Annotated in this window: 22 protein-coding genes; 9 read left to right on the top strand and 13 right to left on the bottom strand. The window is 56.0% G+C overall.

All coding sequences use genetic code 11. The features are described from left to right. Positions 1-28: 28 nt before the first annotated feature. Both ETAA8_RS20115 and ETAA8_RS20110 read right to left on the bottom strand, forming a co-directional pair. Positions 29-250, bottom strand: a complete 222-nt coding sequence (locus ETAA8_RS20115) for a hypothetical protein (protein WP_145092386.1) — start codon at positions 248-250, stop codon at positions 29-31. Then, the gene (locus tag ETAA8_RS20110; protein WP_145092384.1) at positions 247-816 is read right to left on the bottom strand and encodes a hypothetical protein; all 570 of its coding nucleotides are present in this window, start codon (positions 814-816) and stop codon (positions 247-249) included. Before ETAA8_RS20110 ends, ETAA8_RS20115 begins: the two co-directional genes overlap by 4 nt. Before the next feature lie 1108 nt (positions 817-1924). Here ETAA8_RS20110 and ETAA8_RS20105 point away from each other — a divergent pair. Then, positions 1925-5143, top strand: a complete 3219-nt coding sequence (locus ETAA8_RS20105) for a WD40 repeat domain-containing serine/threonine protein kinase (RefSeq protein ID WP_145092382.1) — start codon at positions 1925-1927, stop codon at positions 5141-5143. Positions 5144-5201: 58 nt separating this feature from the next. Here ETAA8_RS20105 and ETAA8_RS20100 read toward each other — a convergent pair whose 3' ends face one another. Continuing rightward, positions 5202-5678, bottom strand: a complete 477-nt coding sequence (locus ETAA8_RS20100) for a CAP domain-containing protein (protein ID WP_202921125.1) — start codon at positions 5676-5678, stop codon at positions 5202-5204. 213 nt (positions 5679-5891) lie between these two features. Between ETAA8_RS20100 and istA the strand changes: the two genes are divergently transcribed. Together istA and istB are read left to right on the top strand one after the other, a co-directional pair. Then, complete coding sequence (gene istA / locus ETAA8_RS20095) at positions 5892-7406, top strand: IS21 family transposase (RefSeq protein WP_145086469.1); 1515 nt, start codon at positions 5892-5894, stop codon at positions 7404-7406. Further along, positions 7403-8224: an IS21-like element helper ATPase IstB gene (gene istB, locus ETAA8_RS20090; RefSeq protein ID WP_145086466.1), complete on the top strand. Its 822-nt coding sequence runs from the start codon at positions 7403-7405 to the stop codon at positions 8222-8224. The genes istA and istB overlap by 4 nt, the downstream gene beginning before the upstream one ends. A 219-nt stretch (positions 8225-8443) precedes the next feature. Here istB and ETAA8_RS20085 read toward each other — a convergent pair whose 3' ends face one another. Continuing rightward, on the bottom strand, positions 8444-9952 hold the full coding sequence (locus ETAA8_RS20085; protein ID WP_238397430.1) for a hypothetical protein: 1509 nt from the start codon (positions 9950-9952) through the stop codon (positions 8444-8446). A 127-nt stretch (positions 9953-10079) separates the two neighbouring features. After that, positions 10080-10379 carry a thioredoxin gene (gene trxA / locus ETAA8_RS20080; RefSeq protein ID WP_145092377.1) on the bottom strand — a complete coding sequence of 100 codons (300 nt, stop codon included), beginning with the start codon at positions 10377-10379 and terminating at the stop codon, positions 10080-10082. A gap of 181 nt (positions 10380-10560) precedes the next feature. Here trxA and ETAA8_RS20075 point away from each other — a divergent pair, with 181 nt between their 5' ends. After that, the gene (locus ETAA8_RS20075) at positions 10561-11004 is read left to right on the top strand and encodes a hypothetical protein (RefSeq protein ID WP_145092374.1); all 444 of its coding nucleotides are present in this window, start codon (positions 10561-10563) and stop codon (positions 11002-11004) included. After that, the gene (locus ETAA8_RS20070) at positions 11001-12089 is read left to right on the top strand and encodes a formylglycine-generating enzyme family protein (RefSeq protein ID WP_145092371.1); all 1089 of its coding nucleotides are present in this window, start codon (positions 11001-11003) and stop codon (positions 12087-12089) included. Before ETAA8_RS20075 ends, ETAA8_RS20070 begins: the two co-directional genes overlap by 4 nt. Before the next feature lie 43 nt (positions 12090-12132). On the opposite strand, the gene ETAA8_RS20065 is transcribed toward ETAA8_RS20070, so the two are convergent. Together ETAA8_RS20065 and ETAA8_RS20060 are read right to left on the bottom strand one after the other, a co-directional pair. Next, on the bottom strand, positions 12133-12465 hold the full coding sequence (locus ETAA8_RS20065) for a hypothetical protein (RefSeq protein WP_145092368.1): 333 nt from the start codon (positions 12463-12465) through the stop codon (positions 12133-12135). A 487-nt stretch (positions 12466-12952) separates the two neighbouring features. Next, the gene (locus ETAA8_RS20060) at positions 12953-13141 is read right to left on the bottom strand and encodes a hypothetical protein (RefSeq protein ID WP_145092365.1); all 189 of its coding nucleotides are present in this window, start codon (positions 13139-13141) and stop codon (positions 12953-12955) included. 601 nt (positions 13142-13742) lie between these two features. Between ETAA8_RS20060 and ETAA8_RS20055 the strand changes: the two genes are divergently transcribed. Together ETAA8_RS20055 and ETAA8_RS20050 are read left to right on the top strand one after the other, a co-directional pair. Next, the gene (locus tag ETAA8_RS20055) at positions 13743-14951 is read left to right on the top strand and encodes a DNA polymerase Y family protein (protein ID WP_145092362.1); all 1209 of its coding nucleotides are present in this window, start codon (positions 13743-13745) and stop codon (positions 14949-14951) included. Positions 14952-15664: 713 nt separating this feature from the next. After that, positions 15665-16648, top strand: coding sequence for a universal stress protein (locus ETAA8_RS20050; protein ID WP_145092359.1), 984 nt, complete (start codon positions 15665-15667; stop codon positions 16646-16648). Between the two features lie 162 nt (positions 16649-16810). Here ETAA8_RS20050 and ETAA8_RS20045 read toward each other — a convergent pair whose 3' ends face one another. The 6 genes from ETAA8_RS20045 to ETAA8_RS20020 form a co-directional block, all read right to left on the bottom strand. Next, positions 16811-17299: a macro domain-containing protein gene (locus ETAA8_RS20045; RefSeq protein ID WP_145092355.1), complete on the bottom strand. Its 489-nt coding sequence runs from the start codon at positions 17297-17299 to the stop codon at positions 16811-16813. A gap of 365 nt (positions 17300-17664) precedes the next feature. Next, positions 17665-18687 (bottom strand): peptidoglycan-binding domain-containing protein, encoded by a 1023-nt coding sequence (locus ETAA8_RS20040; RefSeq protein WP_145092352.1) that lies wholly within the window; start codon positions 18685-18687, stop codon positions 17665-17667. Positions 18688-19155: 468 nt separating this feature from the next. Next, positions 19156-19494, bottom strand: coding sequence for a hypothetical protein (locus ETAA8_RS20035; RefSeq protein ID WP_145092350.1), 339 nt, complete (start codon positions 19492-19494; stop codon positions 19156-19158). A gap of 217 nt (positions 19495-19711) precedes the next feature. After that, complete coding sequence (locus ETAA8_RS20030; RefSeq protein ID WP_145092347.1) at positions 19712-20014, bottom strand: hypothetical protein; 303 nt, start codon at positions 20012-20014, stop codon at positions 19712-19714. A gap of 243 nt (positions 20015-20257) precedes the next feature. Continuing rightward, positions 20258-21187, bottom strand: coding sequence for a D-alanyl-D-alanine carboxypeptidase family protein (locus ETAA8_RS20025; protein ID WP_202921124.1), 930 nt, complete (start codon positions 21185-21187; stop codon positions 20258-20260). A 282-nt stretch (positions 21188-21469) separates the two neighbouring features. Beyond that, positions 21470-22042 (bottom strand): hypothetical protein, encoded by a 573-nt coding sequence (locus ETAA8_RS20020; RefSeq protein ID WP_145092341.1) that lies wholly within the window; start codon positions 22040-22042, stop codon positions 21470-21472. A gap of 296 nt (positions 22043-22338) precedes the next feature. Here ETAA8_RS20020 and ETAA8_RS20015 point away from each other — a divergent pair, with 296 nt between their 5' ends. Both ETAA8_RS20015 and ETAA8_RS20010 read left to right on the top strand, forming a co-directional pair. Beyond that, positions 22339-23160: a hypothetical protein gene (locus ETAA8_RS20015; protein ID WP_145092339.1), complete on the top strand. Its 822-nt coding sequence runs from the start codon at positions 22339-22341 to the stop codon at positions 23158-23160. A gap of 1202 nt (positions 23161-24362) precedes the next feature. Then, positions 24363-25778 carry a sulfatase family protein gene (locus tag ETAA8_RS20010; RefSeq protein WP_145092336.1) on the top strand — a complete coding sequence of 472 codons (1416 nt, stop codon included), beginning with the start codon at positions 24363-24365 and terminating at the stop codon, positions 25776-25778. Positions 25779-25868: the final 90 nt, after the last annotated feature.

Genomic DNA, 25868 nt, shown 5'->3' with positions numbered 1-25868 from the left:
CTTAGGTGTCGCCGGACGTCAGCTATTTTCACAGTTCCGGTCTTATCATTCGGTCGATCTGCTCCAAGGGCCAGAAAACACACCGGCACCACGGCTCAGCCACGCGATATTTGCCGACATGGGCACAGAAGCCGCTCGACGTCATTCGCAGCTTTGGACCTTCGCTAAGCAGTGCGAAATAACTCCCCACATACAGCACCGGCAGCAGCAGCAAGACGATGGCGACAATGAGGGGAGCGCGGTTGGTCATGGGCGACCATTCTGTTCAAGCATTAATTCAGCGATGAAAAGTTCGGTGCGGCTAATGAACTGCCCATTCTCCCTGGGCTCAAACGGTTGCTCGCTGCGGAGATAGTGTAGCCACGCTTGAACTTCCGGCAATGCTCTCGTCGCCTTCATCGCGGACAGGTACTTCACTGCATACATTGGGACGACACCGTCGCCAGCCGATGCTTGATTCCGCTCTCTAAGGGCAGCGACTAGCACATCAATCGCTTGCTCTCGTTCGGGAAGCAGGGGAAGCACAGCCATCGCTCTCACACGAACACGAAAATCAGACTCGCATTGCACTGTGAAGAGGATCTCTTCTGCGTGATGTTGAGGTAGTTCGCCATCCTTGGCGGCGTCATGAATCTCCTCAATCCTCCTCTTGTCGGCCGGGTAGGATTTCAGGCTGTTGATCTCAAATTGGAGCGTTAAGTTTTCAAGCTGGAGTTGTTCGTTCGCTCGGTGGAGCTTGCGATTGTCGGCGCACCAGCCAAGGCTAAGCGAGATTACGATGGTCAACGAAATCAAATCTCGTATTGTGAATTTCATTCCCCAATTCTACCCGCGCACGAAAAAGCCCCGCTAGGTTCGCAGGGCTGAATCCAACTACCCGTTCTGGATCACTTCTTTGTACAGATCGGCGAATGACCAGAGCTTGTCCGTGACCTTCGCCATCATCGCAGCAGTTGGGCGAAGCTTCCCCGGCTTGCCGCTTTGTCGGCGTTACCGGGGCAATTCGATTGGCTTCGTGTTCATCCGTCCCAAAGCAACAAATGTTGGTCGAAGCAGCCAGCGGTACCAACACGTGCAAATGCCGATTTGCCCAAGAAGGCCCCTGGAAGGCCCTGCAGCGCAAACGGCCCCCAAAGACGCCAGGTGCCCGCACAGCGTTGCCTAGAAGGGCTCCCAGGGCCCTTAAAAGGCAGGTGCCTCGCTGTTGCTGAATGTAAATGCAGGTCGCGAAGGAAAGTACTATCTAAAAGGCAATATTGTGTTGTTATTGTCACTAGCAGTAGTTGGTATTTCTTATCAGTAACTATAAGGTATTAACAGTCAACAAGATGCGATGAGGAGGAGGTGGGAGGTGGTGCCTATATATAGGCACCCACCCTACCTACCTCACTCCGTCTTTACCGCATCTGGGCAAACAGCTCCACATCCCGAAAGTGCCTGCCGAGCTGGTCCGTCCTGTACACTTCAAGCAGCTCTGTACACCAACAAAGCCTGCAATTTGTGCGAGCCGGCTGTAACGCTGCGTGAGCGGTTCTAAACGCATGTATTGCTTGGTGGTCCAGAAGTCGACCTCGGCCATGCGTCGCCCTGCAGCTTCTTGCAGAGGCCTTAAACGTGAGTTCCTGGCCAGCCCTGTACAGCGGCCACTTTCATGTGCTCAGTGACCAACATTTGTTGTCTATACTTGGCCTGAACTACAAATTTCCGAGTCGACGCAATCGGACAGTGGATCCGCCTCAAAACGGGCCAAAGGTGCGAAACCACATTTACGATTCGCACCTACGCGGTCGTAGGGCATATTCACGACGTGCAGAACTGCAAATGTCGCCCGCTGAAGAGATCCCAGCGTCTTCTGATTGACGAAGCGGCTAATCTGACGACAAACTGGCGAAACTTGCCTCAGACCCAAACTTCGGCGGCGATCATGAACGAACCAGTCATTTCCAACAACGACCGAGCCGAATTAGACACGTTGCCATTGGAATCGAACGCACCCGCCATTCCCATCACCGGCTCGGCAGCACGTCGCTTTGGCGATTACGAACTGCTCTCTGAGATTGCTCGGGGAGGGATGGGCGTGGTCTACCGAGCTAAACAAAGTAAGCTCAACCGCATAGTCGCCCTAAAGATGATCCTGTCTGGGCGGTTTGCCTCTCCAGAGGATGTCAAACGTTTCTATACCGAAGCTGAAGCGGCCGCAAAACTGGATCATCCCGGGATCGTTCCAGTTTACGAGGTCGGCGAGCATGAAGGGCAGCATTTCTTCTCGATGGGCTTTGTCGATGGAAAGAGCTTGGCTGCCCGAGTAGCTGACGGTCCGTTACCTCCGCAAGAGGCGGTTGAGCTGGTGCGGCGGATTGCGGAAGCAATTGCCTACGCCCATGAACGAGGAGTGATTCATCGAGATTTGAAACCTGCCAACGTCCTGCTGGACAAACAGGGGGTTCCCCGCGTCAGTGACTTCGGGTTGGCAAAGAATATCGAAAATGATAGTGGACTGACTCGCTCTGGAATGGTGATGGGGACACCAAGCTTCATGCCTCCCGAACAAGCCAGCGGAGATCTACAGACAGTCGGTCCTTTGTCTGATGTCTATTCAGTCGGGGCCATATTGTACTGCCTACTGACAGGACGGCCTCCGTTTCAGGCGGCCACGTCGGTCGAAACACTGCTGCAGGTTATGGCGGCAGAACCGGTATCACCACGGCAGCTAAATGCTCAGGTACCGCAGGACCTGGAGACGATCTGCCTCAAGTGCTTGGAAAAGGATCCGAGGCAGCGATATCCGTCCGCGATTGCATTAAGTGAAGAGCTGGTTCGTTTCAGCAAAGGCGAGCCGATCCTGGCGAGGCCAATCAGCCATTCGGAACGTGCTTGGCGATTGGCAAAACGAAATCCCCTAGTAGCAGGTTTGATCGCCGCTGTTTTGGTTTCGTTGGTAGTGGGCATCGGTGTAAGTGGTTACTTCGCAAAAAGCAATGCCGGCCTTGCTGAGCAAAACAAGAAAAAGGCTGACGAGTACCGTCAACTTGCTGAGCAGGAAGAGCGAGCTCGAAAGGTCGCCGATTTTCGAAGCTATCAATCTCAACTAGGTTTGGTGTTGGGGACGGTTGAATCGGATCTCGAACTCAGCAGAGCCGCCGCCTTGCCAGTGCTCGCCAAGAAGACCTGGGAAGCCAACATTCTGAAGAAAAAGATTCCTTTGGCTTGGTCGCCTCCGAATGGAAAGCAACTTGGGGCTTTATCCGACGTTTCCAATCGCAATACCGTCGCAATTGCTGCCGGTACTACGACCTACTTGGTGGACTGCTCTTCGCTAAAGATTCTAACCTCCTACGCTGCACCGTCGACCGATTTGCAGGAAGGGACAAGTCTTCAGCTTGCTCCATGGTCGGTTGCACTCTCACGCGATGGACGAACCCTGGCCTGTTTCTACAAGGACAACCTCGTCGTTATTAACGTCGATACAAGCAAGCAGCAGGCGATACCGCATACCTACGAAAAGATCGCCATCACAAAGTTCACACACGAAGGCGACAAACTTCTGCTTTGCGAGGACTCTGTCATCCGCGTCTTGGAAACAACGAAATGGGCTTGTACCCAAACTTTGGAAATCGGAGATTCGATCACTGCCCTGGCCCTTAGTTGCGATGCGACGTTGCTGGCAACTGGCGACATGTCCGGACGTATTGTGGTTGCCAAGGTCGCTTCGCTTGAGAAGCTTTCTTACGTTGCTGGCGAGTTTCGCGACCGGGTGATTGTGCAGTTCCCTGGCTGTTCGTATCAGCTCGTAGGACAAGACTCTGCTCAGTTTGAGACACTAGCAACAGGCATAGACCGTCATGCGACGGCTGTGACCAGTCTTCACTTTGGTTCAGATGGAGACCTACTCTCGGGAGATTATCGGGGATTTGTGTTTCGCTGGGGCGTGACTGAAAGTGGCGAGATGAAGTCTCAGTTCAAAAAGAGAATTGCTGGCGATGCCGTTCGGGGGATTACCGCGCAGAAGGCACGAGTCCACTTCGCGTGCGGTCGTGACCTGCATATTGCTTCGCAGTCACTTACTGACTGGAACCGAGTTGCTTGCGATGAGTGGGGCGTTCCAGCTGTTCTGGCTGTCGAAGATGGCGTGCTGCTGATCATGAGGGGTGAAGCCATTCGCTTACAGGACGACTCACTCGGCAATTTCTCGTTGGCACGCAGAGTGTCATTGCCGTCGCGTTTCAAAGAGTATTCTGAACAGCAGGAACCAAGTTCAATTTCAAGTATGGTCGACATCTCGCCGGCAGGCAGCCATGTCTGCATGTTCGATCTCGCCGATAAACGAGTCAAGCTCTTCGACTTATCTCAAAACCGCATGGTTTGGGCGCGGGAGTTGACCAACGTGCTGAAGCTCTCGTTCTCGGATAACGGCAAATCGATTGTCGCTCTCCAGTTCGGAAGCAAAGAACCAGCAGGGGGTCAGGCTTTGATCCTCGATGTCACAACTGGTGAAACGACTCAGCGGGTAGAGGACGTGTTTCCAGTGCGGTGGCACTCGATTGACGGCAAGCCTTATGCCGCCACTTCGGGACGTTTGGACGTCTTGCTTTCACAGAACGACATGCTGATGGTTGCACACTTTGAAGGACTTCATATCCAAGCTCTTGGGAGCAGCACGCCGCTGAAACTCACAGCCGAAGGTTCGTCTGGGCCGTACGAGGATCTGATGAGTGCCAAAGACACCGTATTCGCAAACACAAGCATTTCGTCAACGATCTTGGAATTGCAAACGGTGCCCGTGCCTAAGGCATTGAACTCGTTCACTTCTGGCAAGCAGGCGAAGCTGCTGGCCGCACGTCCTGGGGTTACGGTCATCAATCCTTTTGGCACCGGTGACGTGATCGTTAGAGACTGGAAGACCGGACAGGAGATTAGCCTCGCGAGCGCCGAAAAGGTGATCTGTGCGGCTGTTCATCCCGAAAGCAGTCGCGTAGTCGTTGCCTATCACAACGGCACATTCGTACTATGGGATACCGACTTCGGTGAGCCTTTATGCACTCTGCTCCGCACCACTCAACCGATTATTGCAGTTTCGTTTTCAGCAGACGGAACTTCGCTTAACGCTGTTGATCGGCTAGGTGCGGTTTACACGTGGAAATAGTTGACGCAAAGGTACGGGCAACATTTGTTGGTTCGAGGTCCGATGCAATCCAAAATCATCAGCTTCCGCCAAAGACCGTGACCCAGATCATTTGTCCCTTCTCATCCGTCGCGAACCCAAAGCCAACTTCAGAGAACTCCTCGCTGAGAATGTTCCCCTTGTGAGTTTCGGACTCCATCCAGCCTTTCACGACGTCCGAAGCTGCGGCCTGACCTTTCGCGATGTTCTCGCCGACTTCATTGGCATCGTAGCCTTCATCTTCGACTCGTGATCTCATCGTCCCTTTGGCCGTGTGGCTGAACTCTCCTGACTTGGCCAAGTACTCTGCGTACGACTGAGCGGCCTTGGTGAGCTTGGCATTGAGCGACAGTGGCTCGAAGTCAGCTTCTTCGCGTTCCTTGTTGTGCAACTTCAGTAGCTCTTCCCGAATCGCCGCTGGTCTGGGCTTCTCGGCTGCCTGCGACCAAGTAACTCCCACTATCAGAGCAGCGGCCAGAATCACGCAGATCATCGGCAGCTGGGCTTTCAGGTTCATTAAGTGACGCCTCGCTGAAGTTGCTGTCAACGCCTGTGGACCTACCGCACGTATCATCTCAATCTACCGCTGTAAACGACGGTCGAATAGTGCAGCGCGCGGCGGAGCCGATGGTCGGTCGAAAAGTGCAGCGCTAGCCCTGCTCGTGAGAATCCGTAAGGCAGATTTGAGGCTTCCCAGCGTCTCAAGCCTTACGATCCGCGAGCGTAGCCCATGCTGCGAGATATGCATAACTGGACCGAAATCCGTCGTCTTGTCCTGACCGAGAAGAAATCCAAACGAGCGGTTTGCAGGGAATTTTCCCTTCACTGGCAGACCCTCGAAAAGATCCTGCAGCACCCTGAGCCGCCCGGTTATCGACAACGTCTGCCCCGGGAGCGGCCCAAACTCGATCCGTTCCTGCCGATCATCCACGAGATCCTGGAGCAGGACAAAACGGCGCCCCGCAAGCAGCGCCACACCACTAAACGGATCTTCGACCGCCTGCGTGCCGAGCATGGCTACACCGGCGGGATCACGGTGGTCGGCGAGGTCGTGCGGGAGTGGCGAACGACCACGGCGGAGGTGTTCTTACCCTTGTCGCATCAACCGGGCGAAGCCCAGTTCGACTTCGGCGAAGCGGAGGTGGTGCTGCAAGGCATGCCGACGAAAGTCGCGTACTGCGTCATGTCGTTGCCGTACAGCGACGCGTTCTTCGTGCAGGTCTTTCCTCGCGAATGCACCGAGACGTTTCAAGCGGGCCATCAGCGGGCCTTTGAGTTCTTCGGCGGCGTGCCCCGCCGGATCAGCTACGACAACAGCCGGATTGCTGTGGCCCGGTTCGTGGGGAAACGGGGTGACACGCCGACGCGTGAGTTCCTACGGCTGCAGAGTCATTATCTGTTTGAGCATCACTTCTGCCTGGTGCGACGGCCGATGGAGAAGGGGCATACGGAGAACCTCATCGGTTTCGCGCGGCGGAACTTCCTGGTGCCGGTACCACGGACCGGCAGCCTGGAAGTGCTGAATGCCGAACTCGAGCGGCAGTGCTGTGAAGATCTGGAACGCCAGTTACGCGGACAACCGGCGAACAAAGCCACGTTGTTGGCAGAGGAGCAGGCTGCGTTGTTGCCGCTGCCGAAGTCGGGCTTTGAAGCGCGGCGAGTCGAACCGGCCCAGGCCAACTCTCTTTCCTTGGTTCGCTTCGACGGCAACGATTACTCGGTGCCGACGCAGTATGCTCATCAGAAAGTGACCGCAATTGGCGGCCTGGAGGAAGTTCGGCTGGTCGTTAACGACAAGTTGGTTGCCCAGCATCCACGCGACTGGTCGAAGGAGCAGGTCCATTACAACCCGCTGCATTACCTGGCACTCTTGGAGCGGAAGCCAGGGGGCTTGGACTTCGCGAAACCCCTGGAAAACTGGGGCTTGCCGGACTGTTTCGATCTCCTCCGGCGGCGTCTGGAAGCAGATGGCGGCGCACACGGCCGCCGGGAGTTCATCAAAACCTTGCGGCTGCTGGAGACTATCTCGCTGGCTGCATTAACTGCGGCGATTGAGCGGGCACTGGAGATCGACGTTCTGGCCGTCGATGCGATTCGGCTGCTCGTGCAGCAGGGACTGGAAGAGCCGACGCGGTGGTTTCGGCTGGACAATCATCCGCATCTGCAGTCGCACTCGATCCCTCCTCCCAATCTCCTGTCTTACCGTGAACTGACCTGCGCGCTGACGACGGGAGGTGTGTTATGAAATCTCTCGAAACCAAAAGCACGGTGCTGCTCAAGCATCACTTGAAGGCCCTACGGTTGCCGTCGTTCCTGGAGGGCTGCGAGAAAACGGCCCAGCGGTGTGCGACGGAGAACGTCGATCATCTGGGCTTTCTGCTGCAACTGTGTGAGCTGGAGTTACTCAACCGTGAGAAGCGTGCCAGCGAGCGGCGGCTCAAGTCAGCGCGCTTTCCCAACCTGAAATCGCCTGGTGATTTCGACTTCGCCGCCCAGCCCTCGCTCAATCGCGTGCTGGTGGCAGAACTACTGCGGTGCGAGTTCGTGGAACGCCGCGAGTCGGTGATCTTTCTCGGGCATCCGGGCACGGGGAAGACGCACCTGGCCATCGCGCTTGGCATTGCCGCCTGTCAGCGGGGCAAACGGGTCCGCTTCTGCCGCGTGACGGAACTGATCACGCAACTTATGGAAGCCCGAGAAGAACGGACGCTGCTGCGGATGAAGTCGTCACTAGCCAAGTTCGATCTGCTGATCCTCGATGAGCTGGGTTACGTCCCCGCCAGTAAGCTGGGCGCGGAGTTGCTCTTCGAGGTCATCAGTAGCGCTTACGAACGCCAATCGTTGATCGTGACCACCAATCTGCCGTTCGAGCAATGGACCGAAGTCCTGGGCAGCGAGCGCCTGACCGGCGCCGTGCTCGATCGGCTGACACACCGCTGCCACATCCTCGAATCGACCGGCGAAAGTTATCGCTTGCAAGACGCGCGGCGCCGCCGCAAAGGATCGCGCCCGAAACCGGCGACCTCATCCTTGTCACCCGCCGATGAAACGGCAGAATCCTAGCCGTCGTTACAACCGTCGCAATCCTTCCTCCTCCGGAGGAGGAAGGATTCTTACTGGAATGCCCCAACACCCTGATTTAGACTGAGACCCTTCCCCACCTCAGCGCCACACTTTTCAACCGCCGCGCGCTGCACTATTCGACCGTCGTTTACAACCGCAGCATTCACAGGCATTACAGCAACGCTTGGACGATCTCAGTCGCCGGGTCGGTTATTTGGTTCAAAGCTTGCGTAGCATCTCCAGTGCTGCGCTCTCGAAGATTCGTTGCCACTCGGGGGCGACGATGCAGTCGCAGTCTTCTTGGGCGAATCCTTTGTTCATACGCTGGGCCACCGTTGGACTGTAGTAGATGTAGCCATTCGTGTAGCCGGCTACGAAGGCGTGTGGGTCCTTCGCTGACTGCTTGATGCCAAGGCCGATCTCAACCGTAAGTTCGCCGGGAAACGTCAAAAGCTTGAAGTCACCGACGCGTAGGGCGCATACTTCAACGTCGATCGTCTGCACCGCTGCCGCTTCTGCCGCAGCTCGATGCTTATTGAGCAGGGCCAGATTGGTGTTCAGTCGCGTCAGCTGCTCCATCGCGTGGATATTTGCCAGGTAGGCCTCAACTTGAGTCCGGTTCTCCTTGTCGAGCCGTTCGAGTTCGTCTCGACCCTGGGCTTTATCTTGCAGATAGCTCTGCGAGTAGTGCGAGGGAAAGTCGGGGCTCATTCGCTGCTGAATCAACAGTGGCAGGAACGTCTTGAAGTTAATGTTGGTGGGCTTCAGCGAACGGAGTAGCCTGCCTTGCTCTGCCTCGATCGTTGAAATCCGCTTTTGAAAATCAGCGGCACGAGGAAGCGAAATCTGCTGCTGCTTAACGGCCAGTTGGGCATCACCCTTAGTCTGGATTTCCCGAACGGCACGTAGCACGCTGTTGCCGAGCAGGTTCCCAAGTGGTTCCGCATCGGGCGGCCGACTGACTTCCTTGTATCGCACAGGGTTAATGTCACCGCCACAGCCCTGTACAAAGAGGGCCAGAGCACCGTGGCCCAGTGAATCTTCGATTACCGCTGAAGCAAATCCGGGATAGTCAGCCGAGTTCCCTTTGCTTGGAGGGTTCATGATCGGGTGACAGGCGAAGTTGTAGACAACGGCCAATGGCCGACCATCCTCGCGATCCAGTCGCAACAGGCCAATCTGGGGATCAATCGGCCCCACCGAGGCCACCTCGTCGTCGGGTGGCATTGAATAGGCACGGCGCATATCGACCTGACTGCCATCCTTCATGTTGAGGCGGCGATTCTCGCTGATGCGGGTTTCGTTTGCCGTGCCAGCTCCAACTTTCACTGGGGTTAAGTTCTTCCATGCCTCTCGCACGACCTGGATGACGAGTTGGTCTGTGTCAGCGCGTACTATTCCGTGACAATGACTGGCGTTGACGATCACGTGCGAGGGCGGAATCCCAGGGCTCTGCTCCAGTTCTTGGCGAATCGTCGCAAGGAAGTTGCTTCGGAGGCGACCAATTTCGCCAATCGCAACCGCATCAACAGTCACCAGCACCGCTGACACGTTCCCACTCTGGAGGACCAGTGCCTTCGCATAGCAAGGATCGTTCACGTGGCCAGCCTGTCGATCTGTGATATCGATTCTGGCAACACCGGCACGCAATTGTTCCCCTGCGACAAAGTCCGGCTGAAATAGCACGCTTGCCACGAAGAGCACCGATAGCACTGGAGACAACTGCACGACGACCTCCGGATAACGAGACGTTGTTGGGCTCAACCTTTATCCGCAAACAATAGGAGAGCTTGCCGGCTAGGGACGAAGAGCACGACCACTGGCCGTATCCCGGTAGCGTCCAGTTCCAGATTGCTCATCTGAATCTCTGCAGCTCGGTTCGCAGCGTAGCCTCGGCAGTGATGCCAAGATGTTGCCCCACTACCTTGCCCCCTTTGAAAATGAGCAAGGCAGGGATCGAAGAAATGTTGTACTTCGCCGCCAGTGCCTGATTGGTGTCCACATTCACTTTGCAAACCTTGAAGTCTTTCGCGAGCGACTCAAGCGTGCCGTTCATCGCACGGCAAGGACCGCACCATTCGGCCCAAAAATCGACCAGCACAGGCTCGTCAGCTTGGAGCACTTCCTGTTTCCATTTGAACTCATGAAGCAACATCGTCTTTCCCCCTGAGAGCGGAGTTCGGATCGCTGTTAGCTATTCTACGGACTTGTTACCCGACTTGGCGACTTGGAACTTTCAGCCCACTCAATCGCGGAGAGGTCTTCGACGTCGTCAACGAGGAAGTCTACACTGGCGATTCAGTCTCTGTCCCAATCGCAGTCGAAAGAGCTCTGCCATGCACCGCCTTCCAGCTACCGTAGGTCCGGCCATTGCCGGACTGCTGTTGTTCTACATCTATGGCCTGGCAATCGGAGCTGACAATCCGCCCGAGATAAAGATCGTTGAATCATGGAGCGGCGAGGTGAAACTGGAGTTGCGTAAACAGGCACCAGATGCAGGATTCATCGCCGAAGCCAAGTCGTGGGAGAAGCTCTGGAAGACGTATCGCGGCGACGAGAAGGTTCCCCTGGTTGATTTCAAGGAGCACATCATCCTTGTGGGCGTGAACAGCGACCCAAATCAGATCGGAGCAGTGGCGAAGCTCGGTGAAAAAGGGGATCTGAGAGTGATGTATGCCGGAACGCTGATCGGCTTCATCGATCCCAAAACCTGTGCCTACCAGTTTGCCATGATCAGCCGGCACGGGATTAAGTCGGTCAACGGTATGGTGATGAAATGACGATTAAACCTGCACGTAGATTATCGATCCTGTTGCTGACAGTGAGCATCTGCTTGTTCACTGTTGTGGCACTCGGAGCTGAGCCTTCCCCGCAACCTGCACTCGCACCTTTCTCGGCCGAACAAGCCCGAGCGTACCAAGAAGCCTGGGCCAAGCATCTCGCCGTCCCGCTCGAACAGAAGAACTCACTCGGCAGCACCCTCGTTTTGATTCCACCAGGAGAGTTCTCGATGGGCAGTACTCCCGAACAGGCGGAGGCCGCCTTGAACTTGCTTAAGACTGTACCTCGTGCAGCCCCCGGAGAGGCTGATCGCATTAGCAAGGAAGAGCAGCCGCATCACCGAGTAGTTCTAACGCGACCATTTCGAATGGGCCGTACCGAGGTAACCATCGGGGAGTATCGCCAGTTCATCGACGCGACGAAATACGAGACAGAAACCGAACTGTTTGGCGGCGGTAACTCGTCGAAAGAAGCTGAAACCGATCCAGTGAAACGAAAGGCTTTGTGGTATTCACCCGGCTATCAGGTGACCGATCAATCACCCGTGACACAGCTTACCTGGAACGACATGATCGCCTTCTGCAACTGGCTAAGCAAACGCGAGAGGCTTGATCCCTGCTACGTGCTCAGTGAACAGAAAGTATGGACGCGCATCGCCAACGCGAATGGATGCCGATTGCCAACCGAGGCAGAGTGGGAATATGCGTGCCGCGCGGGAACAACAACGCAGTATTCCTTCGGCGACAATGTCGCTGATCTGGATGAGCACGCTTGGTTCAACCGTACCGCCGAGAAGGGCCGTGAGATTGGAGCCCGCCCGGTGGCGAGCAAACGCCCCAATCCATTCGGTTTGTATGACATGCATGGTAACGCGTGGGAACGCTGCGAGGATTACCACGCCGCCAATTGGTACGCCAAGAGTCCGCCTAAAGATCCACAAGGCCCAGCAACTGGAGTCAATCGAGTTGTGCGAGGTGCGGGCTGGCACTACTTCGATCTTCACTGCCGCAGTGCCTACCGGAACAACTACTCCCCGATAGGACGCACCGGCAACACAGGTTTTCGCGTCGTTTGCGGGCTATAGACTTCGCGATATCTTACGTCGCGTTCAGAAGAACCAACCGCATCTAACCGAGGATCTGAGCCAAGGCATTAACCGCAGCACGAGCCGCATCAACTCCGCCGAGTTGATCGACCAACTTCTTCGCCTGAATAAGTTGCTGAATATTGCTGGCTGGAGCTGCAGCAGCGGGACGTCCCGGCTTGCGGCCACGCTTGCCAACGATCCCGCCCTTCTTTTTGGCATTTGAAAGCACGGTGCTGACGAACTGAGCCGAGACCTCGACGCCTGTCTTGTTAAGGGCTTCAGCGATTTCCCTGGGGGCAGCAGTTGGATTAGCGTCTTTGTACTGGCGAATTGCCATGGACTTGTTCGAACCGCTCTTTGATTTCTTGGCCATTGGTGACTTTCATAGGACGTGGTTTGCAGGCGAATTATTCGAAGCTAGTTTGAGTATCAAATTACGTCAATCGATTGGCGGAGTTCCGCATTGATATGTGTTTGGTTTCGCAGCTGAAATACGAGTCTACAGCACTGCTGAATGACACGCAGGAAAACCGCTGCGTCAGGATGCACTCAATAGCAAAGCACGTTCTCGTGCTGGCAAAATCATGGAGACGAGAGGTCGAGCTTGGCCCTTGCCCGCCTTATCCGAGTCCAAAAGCTGAAGACTGATTGTCTTAGCCTCTCAGTGTCGGAATTTTGCAGTCGGGGCACCGAGTTTGCCTTACAGTCGCCGTTGCCCTCCATTCTGGCAGGCTTTAGGGTTCTAACGCGTGCTTGCCAAGCTGCTTGACCGATTTCCAACCAATGTCTCAGCCGACTAATGTCCGCATCTGCCCGCTTTGCGGCTCGACCAACATCGTCATCGCTGAACCGGACTCTATTCAGTTGAGGCTGGGGGCTTCCTTGGTGCTCAAGTGTGAGTGTGGAGCGGTAATTACGATGTGCGTCGTGAAGCCAAGTAGCACCGCCAGCGAAGGTGAATCGCAGCCGACGTTGTAAGCGGCCGCTTGGTTGTTCCACACGCCAAGCGAGGACTCTCGCAGGTCTCGCCGCTCTCGTTGGGAATTCACTGCTCAACTCGGCAGACTTTCATTCCGCGATACACTTCATTCTTCGCTGCCGCAAGGCTATCGGCCGAACCTTCGACGCTTGTTGTGGAAAACCGCGGTACGTTGTATCGCCTCCAAAGCCACTTCAATTCAACATGATCTTGCAGAACAATCGCGATGATTTCGCTCGTACGATTGTCAAACAAGTCGTGACGAGCAGGGCTACCCGGTCGCTCGCGCCAGATGAGATTTTCCATAGCATCGACCACTCGATAAACACTTCAGAAACTTGCAGTATTTGCTGCCTTTGATTATCGCAGGTGAGGTAAGAATCGTTAGCACATTCGAAGCTGATTGGCGGATATACGCCGATTAATGGGGGGAATTCCGTTGTCGCATTCAGGCCACCACTTAGAACAGATCTGCAGGCCGAAGTGTTGACGGTGGGTGAGCGGGACGGCCACCCTTGCCGAAGGTTAGTTCGAAGTGCGAATTTTCCGCACATGCTCGACTTCTGTACGCTTTTTGGCTTTCGGTGAAGCCTGTGGGCCCTTCAAGTCGATAGTTGACAACCGTACACTACGCCGCTACCTTCTGGGCGTTGACGAATGGGACGGAGTCCATGCCTAGATACATCGCACATCTCGATGCGGACTGCTTCTACGTTTCGGCGGAGCGGGTACGAGATTCGTTTCTCAATGGGAAGCCAGTCGGAGTGCTTGGCAATCAAGGTGCGTGTGTCATTGCCAAAAGCTACGAGATGAAAGCCGAGGGCGTGAAGACGGGCGAGCCGATTTGGGAAGCTGTTGAGAAGTGTCCACAGGGAATCTACATCAAGCGTGATTTTCGCTGGTACGAAGTGCTGAGCCGGGCAATGCTCGACATCGTGAAGTCACGGTCGCCAATCGTTGAGTATTACTCCATCGACGAATTCTTTCTCACGGTGGATTCCGACCCTGAGCCCTTTGCTCGTGAGATTCAGCAAACGATTCTCAACCGCGTCGGAGTGCCGGTAACTATTGGCGTGGCTCGAACACGAACACTGGCCAAGTTGGTCTCTGATCTCGCGAAGCCCTTCGGAGCACTGGCACTCATTGGTCAACAGGCCGAAGAGAAGCTACTTGGCGAACGGCAAGTCTCAGATGTGACCGGTATCGCCGCCAGATCAGCTGCCAAGCTCAACGCCGCTGGTATCTACACGTGTTTGGACTTGGCCAACGCTCGACCGTCACAAGTGAAGGGGATACTCACCGTAACCGGCGAACGGCTGTGCTACGAGCTGCGGGGCGAGAAGTGTGTGGCCATTCAGACCACTCGGCCACTGCACAAGATCGTGTCGCGAGGCGGGTCGATAGGTAAGCCAAGTAACGACGCGGGCATCCAATGGGCGTGGGCAGTTCGCAACCTGGAGCGGTTGATCGAGGCGCTAGAGAGTTACGGCTTGTGTACAGGCAAGCTCACGCTTTCGGTCGACTACAAGCATGGCCCCACCTGTGCCGCCGAAACCACTCTGAGCGTACCCACGACCCGGTTTGACTTGCTGGTCGCAGCAGCCCGGCACCTATGGGCAAAGGTGCAATTGCGAGGGGCCCTGCTGTACCGAATGCACTACTTCGCGAGCAAGTTGCAGTATCCCGGCAAGCGGCAACTGAGCCTGTTTGATCCACCTGCAGTTCGCGATGACACCCTACGTGAACTGAAGAACAAGTTGAACGGACAGCACGGCCGCTTTGCCCTGCGGAGTGCATCTACGCTGCCCTTAACCGAGATCTACGCGGATGAATCGCACGGCTACGAGATCTGCGATGTACAGGGTAAGACGTGCTTCTAAATGGACGGAATCGCCGTACCTTGGTCGACCTTGCCCGAGGAGTTGATTGACCGATATCAGCTTGCTCGCAGGGCCCATGACCGGGGTGGGGAGCGAGAAATCAGGTTCCTGAGGCGGGCCAAACAACCCCTTTTACCTGTCTGGCACTGTGGGCAGTACCTGATCGTCCCCTGGGGCTGTCGTACTGGCCAACTGCCTCGATCTGGCCTCACTTGGCTCAAGACAGTGGAGGCTGGCGACTGGGTTCCGTACCAGGCTGAACCGGTCACAATCCCTGCTGCACTGGGACTTCAAAACGGCATTTGGTTCAGGGTTCGAGAGGGGGCGAAGGGGCTCATTGTTGAGCATCCGGTGGTAGCTGCGTTCGTGATCGTGGAGCCAGCCACTTACTATTTCAAGAACATGACTCGGAGTGAGCGGATGCCGGTGCTGATCAATGAACAGATATAGCCAGCAGCGGATTTGCGAGCGGTGATCGCCTGGCCTTCCCGAATTGGCTGAAACCGCCCGCCTCCGCTTTGAACTAGCGCGCCATTTTGCCTCTGGGTGCGCGGATTCTGACCTTAATTAGTTCCAGAGTTGCGCAATCGGCCGCGTTCTTTGGCGAATGTCGACGGCATGGTGTTTGCTCCCTGCAGCTGCCAAGCCAAGCGGGATTGGCCGCTGACTGCTTGTGTCGTCTTCAAATACACTCGGCGCTTCTTTTGGGAACCATGTCAAACCATCTCAGCTTTCAAAAGCTTCTAGTTGCTGTCGATTTCTCACCTGCGTCGTGTGCAGCGATTCAGCAGGCGGTGTGGGTTGCAAAAAAGACAGGTGCAACGCTCACGCTGGTACACGTGCTGCCTAACATACGAAAATCCATGCACTCGGCGTCAATCGACGCCAAACTCGACCTTCTGTACGGCGAAGGCAGTGTATTCCATCGCGAAGTGCTAAGCGCGGCCGAGTTGCGCCTGCAGCAATTGGCCGACAAGGTCGCCCATCCCGATCTAGTGGTCAAGCACAAGGTTCTGCTGGGGGAGCCTTTGGCTGAAATCTGCCGCCTCACGCAGGTTGGAGAATACGACTTGGTGCTTGCTGGCGCACATGCGATGACTGTCTGGCAAGAGCTCTTTGTCGGCAGCACCGCCAAGAAGCTCATTCACACCTGCCCTGCTCCTGTTTGGATCGTGCGGCCCGAACACGTCGGGCAGCCTGCAGCCATCCTAACGGCCACCGATTTTTCGCCTGTGTGTCGCCGCGCGATCGATGTTGCCAGCAGCCTTTCTCAAGTGGCAAAGGTCCCATTGCACATGCTGCACGTGGTCGATTCAATGGACGTGCCGGAAGATATCCTCAGCAAAGTACCTGAAGGGAAATCACTGCGTGACGAGATCAACCAAGCCGCCAAAAAGCGGTTCGACGAATTCGTAGCCACGCTCGGAGCCCAGGGCGATATCAGGCCGCACCTCACTTGGGGCACGCCCTGGAAAGAAATCAATCGCGTTGCCAATCAGCTGCAAATCGACTTACTCGTTGTGGGCAGCATCGGCCGTAGCGGGATAGCCGGCATGCTCATGGGCAATACAGCTGAGCGACTCCTCGCGTGCTGCCGGAGTAGCCTGCTGACAGTTAAGCCCGCTAACTTTCTTTGCCCCATTCCGCTCGGCGAAACGGTCACTGAAATTACCAGCCAAGCGGCCTTCATTGAGTGATGGGAGATTGCGTCAAGCAATCCCGGTCGCCACAAGGCGGCCGGACCTTTTGGCGTTCCCTACGAACAGATATCGCAGGGGTGAAGTGGTCGCCATTATTCGGACCAATTGCAACCGCGCCGATTCTACGTGAGCGGAGAAATGTACGTTGAGCCCTGGGCACTAAGCACCCACTTCTTTGGCCTGCACGCCTTTCTCATAGTGCGTGTAAACGTACACCGGAATGGAAAGGTCGCCTAAATGGGTGTGGATAAGTGGCAGCACGACCGCCCAGTCCAATCCGCCTACGCCGGTCGCTAGTTTCGGCAATGCGACGCTTTTAATCTTTTCCTTTTCTAACTCATGCCGAAGCCTTTTCAGGCAGTGGTTCACATGTGCGACAGTAGCCCTGCCCGGTTTGGCTCCGTGAGCGTGCTCCCCCTCTTGGGTCAGCAAATTGAACACCCGCACTCCTGTTGCGCCCCAGAACCATAGCTCACCCGGCTTCGGATGGGTTTGATGCGCATAGTGGCGAAAATCCTTGACCATCGTCGGCCACTTTTCATGCAATGCAGCAGCCAGACCTTGGTCGAAGTGGTCGTTCGGAGCAACGCCATGGGCGATGGCTTGAGCTTTGGTCAAAAGAATATCACCAGAGACTTCATGAATCATTGGTTTCTCGATGGGTAACGAAGAAGCTAATCGGTAGCGAAGTTGCTGGTAAACCGATTGGAGCAATTCCCGGTGTGCGAGTTCGCACACATCTGCCCAGATCGCACGATTTAAATGGCGAACGCAGCAATCCAACTACGGTCGCAATCGATGTGCCAACGATTTGGACCCCTGAAGGTCGTTACGTAGTTCTTAAACGGCCGCGAGGGGTAAAGGAACCGCGCTTCTCCGCTAACTCGTTTGTCTTTGCGAGCACAATGTTGTTGTGTGGTTCGCAAAACTCACCCGCCACGCCTCCCAAGCAGCTCTGCACCGGCGACGATGGCATGCACAGCCGACACATCCGCAATACTGAACTCTGCTCCTCACGACGCAAAGAACGCCCTGCTCAAGATTTCAGCGTAGTAATAGTTCAGTACTGACCGATTGTCGCTCGTCGAGAAAACGTTGGTTGGATCAGGGTCGTGGTGTTCTTCAAGTAATCTCGTCTCTGCGGCATGAATCATCTCGTGCAGCATGGTGCAATTGTCTTCCCGCCGCTTGTTCGAGTCGATCAGGATAAACGGGGCATCGAGGCCCGTACCGCCATTATTTCCATAGGTCGCTCCATAGTAAGGGTAGTGGGCGATGAAAGGACAGACGATCACCCGGACAAGGTTGGGAAAGCCCGGTGTTACTCGATCTGAGGCCCTGCGCACCCGTGCGACATCAGCTGTATATCGAGGATCCACCACATCGACGTGGGGCCAAATCAACGTTCCCATGGTAGGTTCCACGATCCGCATGCCCCAGGAAAACAGCAGGGAGTTTGCCTTCACAATCTGAGCCAAATGCTCTCCCTTCTTACTCTGCCAGGCTCCCTTTGTGATATGAAAAACAATTCCCAAGTTGGCGGGAAGTTGGGGAGGGACATAGGGGGCGTTAGCTTTCGGCTTGCTGTCTGCCTCTGCTGTCTTCGCGCGAACATTGCGGGCCCGAAGCGAGGTACGCACACTGCCAGTAGTTTCAGCTTTCACCGACTCTGTCGAATGCTTGACACAATCACCGCAGATGAACCTCGCCGGATGCTGCTGATCGCGCTCAACGAGTTCTCGATCCAGACGAGCAATCGTCATTTTCCCGACGATGTTGTCCGCCTTGGTTTGATACGAGTAGTTAATGATCTTCCGTTGTTGCTTGTATCGCAAAACTGCAGCAGCGGTGGAGGGGCCATATTTCATGGCCTGCAGCTCAGTCATTTCAATTTCGGCATGGTCCAAAATTTCAAGTGCAGCTTGAATATTGCCCACAAAGCGGCCCGTAGCTCCCAGCAGCACGTGAGCAGAGTCATCCACCAGACACTTTGCCAGACGTGGGTCGTTCTTAAACAATCGCGATTGCAGAGGCATGATTCGACTACTGATCTATGTCTGGGCAGTCCTGCTTTCGCGTTTCAGGCTGCTGTGGCAGGGACCGCTTGATGGATCGAACAGGGAAGCTCGGCGAGCTATTCGTAGCGTCCCCACAGCCGAGGCGCGACCCACTCTTGCTGGGGGACTCGACCAGGCAGGTCACGAAAGTTCTGGCGAGTTTAGTCACCGCCAATTCGGGAAGCAAGTCTTGGCGACATCTCGACTGGCATCGCTAGATGCGAGAGTAATAGCTGCCAAAGAAAGTTCACCTCGCTCCTGAACGGAAACAAATTTCGGCGAGTTGAGGAGAGATGGCATCATCGTTAGCATTCGCTTGGCCTTCCGGGTCGCCATTAAGGCTGTCCGGGAGGATTCAGCGCGTTGTACAAATGGGCTGTGACCAACGCAAAAACCCCAGTTTCAGTGACCGGGGCTGATAGCGTCGTTATCGATACCCGAGCTTGTTTAGGGGTTGTAGCCGTATCCCATGCTGTGCTGGCGAGGCATCATGCCGGTGCCACAGTGGGGCATCATCTGCTGGCCATAAGGCCGGAAGCTCGGCGGGCAGTAGACGGGATTCATACCGTACTGCGGTGGGCACGCAGGTCGGTTGTACATGCCCATCCCAGGCTGGCAGTTGGGTTGGCCGTAGGGCGAGCAGTTCTGTTGAAAACCGGGCTGGCAGTTACCACCACTCGACCAGCGGTAGGAGTACCCGCCAAAGCCTTGAGCCGAAACCGATTCGACGGCTACCAGGGCGATCACAGCAACGACGAGCGACAGGGCGATAGATGCGAGCTTCATGGCCAAGTTCCTAAACCTGAGTGTTTGTTTTTCGAAGCGTCATTCGCCTCGTCACCTTTAACCCGTAAACGGTCAGCAGCAACCGCCACGTATTTTGAAAAATCTTTGGCGGCCGGAGTTTGGGCCGAATGAAACGGGACAACTGCGCATCGCAAGAGCGAAAAAGCCCCGGCTGTAACACCGGGGCTATCTTCTTAGGTTGTGATTCAGCAACAACTTAGGGGTTGCCGTAACCACCACCGAAGCCACCACCATAACCGTAGTTCGGGCGTTGCATCCCAGTACCGCACCAAGGCTGGGGGCGAGGGGGGAAGCAATTCGGTTGGAAGCTCGGTGGGCAGTAAGGCCGGCCGTATTGCGGCGGGCAGAACTGTGGTGGGCAATAAGGGGCTGGGCGGCAGCCGTAACCCGTGGAGTAGCTTTGTTGAAAACCACCGTAACCTTGAGCGGAAGCCGATTCGACGGCGATCAGGGCGACAGCGGCAACAACCAGAGCGGCGGCGAGAGTTGCAAGTTTCATGGTCCGGACTCCAAATCTGAGGGTTTTGTTCGTGTTGCGAAGCGTTCGTTGCTTCGTCACCCTTAGCCCGTAAACCAGAATCCTCACCCGCCACAGAATCTCAAAGAATCTTGCGGTAGCATCATTCGCTGTGAACTGACAAGCCGAAACTTTGCTGCCATGTTGGGCCAACCTGTACATCCCGCCCTTGCCCGGGCAACCCGGGATCGGAGCGAAGACTCCTGGGCGCTGCACCTTCCCAGATCAGTCTGTTTGCCCGCGTTCACCCCAGGCCCAGCGGTACAAGTTGCGGGTATCGACATACCTTCCCTCGCTGCTGGTGCTACCCAAGACGACCACGATCAGGTGATCCTTGCCACGATGACCGCTAGACACCAAACAACTACCGGCCGCAGTCGTGGTGCCCGTTTTGATGCCATCAAAACCCTCGATCTCCAGCAACCGATTGGTGCTGCTCCAAGTCAACTGCCGCTTGTCACCTTTGGCGTCGAGCACTTCGCATTCGTAACGACGAGTTTGCACGATCTTTCGAAACAGTTCGTGCTGCATTGCTTTCCAGGCGATCTGGGCAAGGTTTTGGGCACTCGCATGGTTCTTTCCGAGGCCATGTGGATCGAAATAGCGGGTCTGCTCCAGGCCCCATTCTTTTGCTTGGCGATTCATCTGTGCAACAAACACCTGGGCGGCGGACTCCGGATCACCGCCCTGCCGATAATGCTCGCCGCAGTGCTCAGCAAACGCAGCTGCTGCATCGTTACCAGAGGGGAGCAGCAGACCATACAGTAGGTCGCGAACTTGGATCCGGTCACCCGGCAGAATCTTGGCAGATGAACCGTCCGTCTTCGCCGCTGCCTCGGGGACCGTCATAACCTGATCGAGGATGTCCGGCTGCTTTCTCTGCAGATCGAGCACCAACCAAGCGGTCATGATCTTGGTCGTACTGGCCATAACTTGGGGCTTTGTTTCTTGATCTCTCCACAGGAACTTTCCCGTTGCGCCTTCGATGATGGCCCACGCCTTGGCGGAGACTTCAGGCGGACCTGAAAGTCGATCTGGTTTCTGCTTGGCCGGTGCTTCGTCAGCCGGAACAAACTTGGTGGATGCGAGGGTCGCAATTCCCACGGATAAACCGCTCGCAATTAGGAACCCACGCCGCGTTGTTTTCACGTTCACAAACTGCTCCCGGAATTCTGCGATTTCGACTAACGACTTACAACGTGTTGGGACAGGGCGGTTGAGGGTGAGAGAGGCCTGAAGAGTGCTATAGCCAACGGGTGGTGAAGGGGCATGGTGAGATGCTCTGCGACTGGGCGTTAAATCGACAGAACAACCATCGCTGACCAGGGGCGCCGGGTCAAGATTAGGCCTACAGGGCCGGTGGTCGCGCGAGCAAGCACACCCAATTCGGCAGACGCCCAAACTACATTGCACCGGGAGCTGCGAGCTCGTAACGGCTTATGGCTTCAGTGCCGTGACTTCAGCCAGCTTCTCCGCCAATTCCTTGACGGCAGATTCATCCAACTGGCCGGCTTCAAGCGTGCGGTGATACTTTACTTGCCGTTTCTCGGAGTAGACGACGACCACGCCAGCCTCTTTCGCGATTCCGAATATTGCTTCACCGTTGGCGATTGCCACGTCCAGTTTGGTGAATGCCTGCTCCTTCGCCCAATCGCGAATCTTGCTCTTCAGCTTCTCGTCGAACTGGCCACCGCCCAGCAGCAGTACATAGCCGCGAAGCTCCTCTTGATTTGCGAGCTGACCATTTACCTTGGTCAAAAACGTGTTCAGGTTCGGTTCGTCAAGCGTTCGCACGTAAATGCTGATCGTCTGGTTGCCACGGTACTTTCCTGCGAGACAGGTGTTTCGATCCGTAGGCTGGCCAACCACGCACCGCATACTCGAAATCGGAATTAGCTCGCCTACGCCGAGCCCTTTCTTTGGCTCTTCCGCGATGCCAAGTAACTGGAGTCCAGCTACCGCGAGCAGTGCCAACCCGACCCGTAACGACCAACTTGCCGTAGCGAACATGGACTGAAGCCCTGTTGAATTTGGTATTTTGGTCAACCGCTAAATCTTGATTCTAGGGGAAGCAAAGTGAGGGTCCCAGCGTTTTCCAGGGGTAAGGTCGACATGCATTTCTGTGTCGTTCGCTTGGGCCGCCGAGGCGTCCTACTCCAATCTCGACATCCAGAATGTCACAGCCGCAGTTTCGCAGGATTCTGAGATTTCGTTGGCGGGTTGCAGCTCGACTTTGCGGGCTTGAGGTAACGGGTCTTTTGTTGACCTGAAAACTCAAAGTACAACGAACGTTTGGAGTCCCAGTCGTGAAAACTCGCCTCACTTCCCTGGTCGTCGCCGTGGCTGTTGCCGTTGGCCTGTGTGTTTCTTCGGCTCGTGAAGCCGCCGCTCAGTTCTTTCCCCCAAACCTCCAGGCAGTGGTGAAGTCGATCCGCTGCGTCGACATGCAGGACGAAGGGACTCGATTCGATAACATCTACGTCCTCACGACCGCCGATGGTCAGCAGACGAAAAAGCTCCGGCACCAAACGTTCAGCGTCGGCACCCGGAATAACTACAACGAAACGATCAACTTCACCAGCGAAGCCGTCATTCAGGTTGTCGAAGACGATCAAGGACTGGCCAACATCGGCCGCGGCGGCGACGACTATTTCGAACCCCTGACGATCTCGGCTGATCTCGCCGGCCTGGGGCCGCAAACTTTCACGGTGCAACATCAGGATCCGACCCTCGGTGACCTGGGCATTTATGAAGTGGTGGTCGAAGTCTTCGGTCAAGGTCCGGCGCCAGGGCCTGCTCCCAGCCCGTTTCCTCCGGCCCCAGTCGTTATCCCGTCGCCCAGCACTACGCAACTCGCGGGCAGCTTTTGGCACGAAGCTCGGGTCGGTCAGATACTGGTCTACAAGATTGACCGAGCTGGTTTCAACCAACTCACCTGCACGGTCACTACACTGCAGAATGGCCGAGTGGTCGCCGTCAGCCCGCCGCAAGCTTGCCAATACAATCGCAACACCGGCATGCTGCAGCTGGGCGACGAAGGAACGTTCCAAGTCACGTTCAGCCAAGCTCGCGGACAATCAGGCCTGAAGTTGACCGACTTCCGCGGCAACAATCGGGTGTGGAACTAGTACCCACGAGTACGTTCGCTCCACTCAGCAAACGCAACACGACCTCCCGGAGCACATCCGGGAGTCTTTTCATGCGCGGCGGAAGCTAACCAGGTACACGGACTTGCGGCTCGGTTTGGGGACCTGCGTGATCCGCGTCCAGGCCGATAGCTGTGTTAATCGCCTGGACCGCCGAGCGCCGTTAAGGGCGTCCGGACGAGTCAACGGGGTGTACAGAAGCCGTTGCGAACGTGAGCTGCATGTGTCGATTCGGCAAGGCTGAGCTGCCTCAGAGAAGCCCCTGGTCGCCACTTGAAAGCCTCATTTGATCGGTATAACGCTCGCTTAAGACTGATCCAAAATGCCACTTGTGGGACGAGTTAGGTGGGCAAAACGAAGGACCGTGGGCAGTAGTGATCGTAGTCGCTGATTCGAGGTAGTTGCCCAGTATTGGTGCCGGAGGCGAGTGGTCCAGCCCTGGTTGATCTGAGCAATTTGGCCGCCGCTGCACTCATCAGAATCGTGGATTCGGAGTTGCGGAGTTTAACCTTCCGAATGGGTTTGCTGGGCCCCAAAGGCGTGTCAGTGACCAGGGCACTGGGCATGTGGGAAAGTCGAATTGGGTGCCTGTCCGTATGGCAGGCGGGTGCCGCTGAACTTCCGTTCCGTAGGGGGCTCGGACGAATGAATTCGTGCTCGTAGGCCAGCATCCAAATTGGTTTTCAATGCCCCTACATGCCAGCCGAGTACCGGGGACAAACCGCCGATAACCGCTTAACCACACTGGCCTGAGTGACGTCGCAGAACCCGTCAACAAGTATGCTGAAGCCTATCTAAAACGGGCAGGCAGCTATGTTCAAATTCGCTTTGCGAGACGGTTCAGTAATACTCGCAGCCGGCGTGCTGATAGTGTGTTTGGCCGGTATTGCCGTTGCCATTAGCTGGCTCCGAAACGACCCCAACACCAAGGCCGGCAGGCTGCGACGAAGCCTGGACGCGGTGGGTCAGGAGACCGAGCGACGTGACCGCGAGATCGAGGAATTGACGGGGTCGCCAGTGGGTAGGTGAGTCGCTGCGAGGCCTACTGTACACTCCGCCCTTGCCTCTGTTACCAGAGGTTCGGAGCGAACATTGCCGGCACTGTCCCCGCCATCAATACCGGGGAGTAGAATGCTCTCCGCCAACTTCCAAGCCAGCATTGCAGCACCCGAAACGAGTGCCACATGTTCAAACTCAAGTCTCTCCTCACTCTGATCGCCCTACTTTGCCTCCCGACGTTTACCGTTAGGTCGTGGGCTGCTGACCGGCTCAACGTAATCGTGATTTTGGCCGATGATCTCGGGTACGGCGACTTGGGCTGCTACGGTCACCCCAAGTTTAAGACACCGCACCTGGACAAGATGGCGGCCGAAGGAGCCAGACTTACTCAGTTCAATACTGCAATGGCGTTCTGCGCTCCAACGAGGGCATCGCTCCTCACGGGCAGGTATCCCTTCCGCTGTGGCATGAACAACAATCCTGCACCTGACGGGGGGCCGAACGCGGATGCTGTGGCGCTGCCGGCCAGCGAAGTATTGCTCCCCCAGTTGTTCAAGAAGGCTGGATACGCCACGGGAATGGTGGGCAAATGGCACTTGGGGCACAAGCAACCGGAGCACCTGCCCACATCCCGCGGATTCGACGAGTATCTGGGCATCCTCTACAGCAACGACATGCGGCCAGTGGAACTCGTCGAGGGTTTGAAAGCCATCGAATACCCCGTTGTACAGGCCACGCTCACAAGGCGGTATACCGACCGAGCCATCAAGTTCGTCGAGAGGCATCGGACAGAACCATTCTTTTTGTACTTGGCCCATGTCATGCCGCATAAGCCGCTGGCCACGACCGAGGCTTACTACAAGAAGAGTGGCGTTGGCCTCTACGGCGATGTGCTAATGGATCTGGACGCGGGAATCGGCGAGTTACTTGCCAAGTTGCAGGAGCTGAAGCTGGATGAGAACACACTGGTCCTGTTCACGAGCGACAACGGTCCATGGTTCGGAGGGAGTACCGGCGGGTTGCGGGGGATGAAGGGCAGCAGCTACGAGGGTGGTTATAGAGTCCCTTGCATTGCCCGCTGGCCGGGGAAGATCCCAGCGGGTCACGTGAACGATGCGCCAGCTGTGATGATGGACCTGTTTGCTACGGTGCTTGCGGCTGCGGGGCTTGCCGCGCCCGGCGACCGTGTAATTGACGGGCGCGATATCTTGCCACTCTTTACCAGCAAAGCGAAGAGTCCGCACGCGGCTATATTTGGGCAGCAAGGAGCACAATTGGCCGTCGTTCGCAATGAGCGTTACAAACTACACGTGCTACCGCCGAAGGACTTCTTTGCCAGTTTGAATAAGCCGGGTCAGCGGTGGATTGATGCCCGTGGGCCTGACGGTGTGACGATTCTGGCCCCGCATGAACAGTACCAGCCCGATGCGTATCCTGGAACCTTGTCGGGCGATCCGGCGAAAGCAATGCAGCTCTTTGACGTGCAATCTGACCCAGGCGAACAGAAAGATATTGCTGCCGGCAATCCAGAAGTTGTCCAGCAGCTCAAGTCACTGTTCGATGAGATGAATCGCGCTGTGGCTGAGCGGCAAGCAAAGTAAGAATAGTTGGACAATCGCCATAGTCTGTGGGGAAAGAGCAAATGGCCTGATGAACCCCGAACACAGTGCGACTGCGCTCGGTCGGTATTG

This window comes from Anatilimnocola aggregata (assembly GCF_007747655.1).
GTDB lineage: Bacteria > Planctomycetota > Planctomycetia > Pirellulales > Pirellulaceae > Anatilimnocola > Anatilimnocola aggregata.
The sequence above is the reverse complement of the archived record's forward strand: the minus strand, read 5'-3'. Positions and strand labels throughout refer to the sequence as shown.